At 75.5% G+C, this 837-nt stretch carries 1 protein-coding gene; it reads right to left on the bottom strand.

Features of this window, described 5'->3' with window-relative positions; all coding sequences use genetic code 11:
- Window positions 1-837 (bottom strand): PGRS repeat-containing protein (locus tag BST27_RS34305; protein WP_346243006.1); only part of this gene is annotated, 837 nt, incomplete at both ends.

An 837-nucleotide genomic window follows, 5' to 3' on the forward strand; every position in this document is an offset into this window, starting at 1 on the left:
TCCGCCGATTCCACCGGTACCCCCAACGGTGCCGAAACCGCCCGCGCCGCCCACGCCGCCATGGTTGCCGAGCAGCCCGGCGGCCCCGCCGGCCCCGCCGGCGCCACCGGCATTGGCTCCTCGGGAAAACCCGCCGTTACCGCCGGCGCCGCCGTCGCCGAACAGCCCGCCGGCCCCGCCGGCCCCGCCGGCGCCGGCCGCCAGCAACGAGGCATTGCCGCCGGTTCCGCCGGTTCCACCGGCACCGCCGGTCCCGAACAGCAGGCCAGCGGCCCCACCGGCCCCGCCTGCCCCGTTAAACCCGGGGGCTGCGCCCGTTGATTCTCCGCCGGACCCACCGGCGCCGCCGCTACCGAACAGCCCGGCGGATCCCCCTGCGCCGCCGTTCTGCCCGTTAGCACCCGACGCGCCGGATCCACCCGCCCCGCCGTTACCGAGCAGCCAGCCGCCGGGCGTGCCGTTTAGTCCAGTCCCTGGGGCGCCGTTGGTGCCGTTGCCGATCAGCGGGCGCCCGGTGAGAGCCTGGGAGGGAGCGTTCAGCGCATCGAACACGGGTTGCAGGGGTCCGCCGGATCCGGCAGTGCCGGCGCCGCCGTTGGCAAAGGCGATCCCCGGGTTTCCGGCGTTACCGCCGACGCCGAACAGCACGGCATTGCCACCGTTACCGCCTGTGCCGCCGAGGCCGAGGCCGATGTCAGGAATGCCCTGACCGCCGGCCCCCCCGTTACCGCCACTGCCGATCAGCCCGGCTTTGCCGCCACTGCCGCCGGTGCCCCCTATGACGCTGAACCCGCCTGTGCCGCCGGCGCCGCCGTCGCCGAAGAGCATGCCGGCGTT

It is taken from the genome of Mycobacterium intermedium (genome assembly GCF_002086275.1).
GTDB classification, from domain to species: Bacteria; Actinomycetota; Actinomycetes; order Mycobacteriales; family Mycobacteriaceae; genus Mycobacterium; species Mycobacterium intermedium.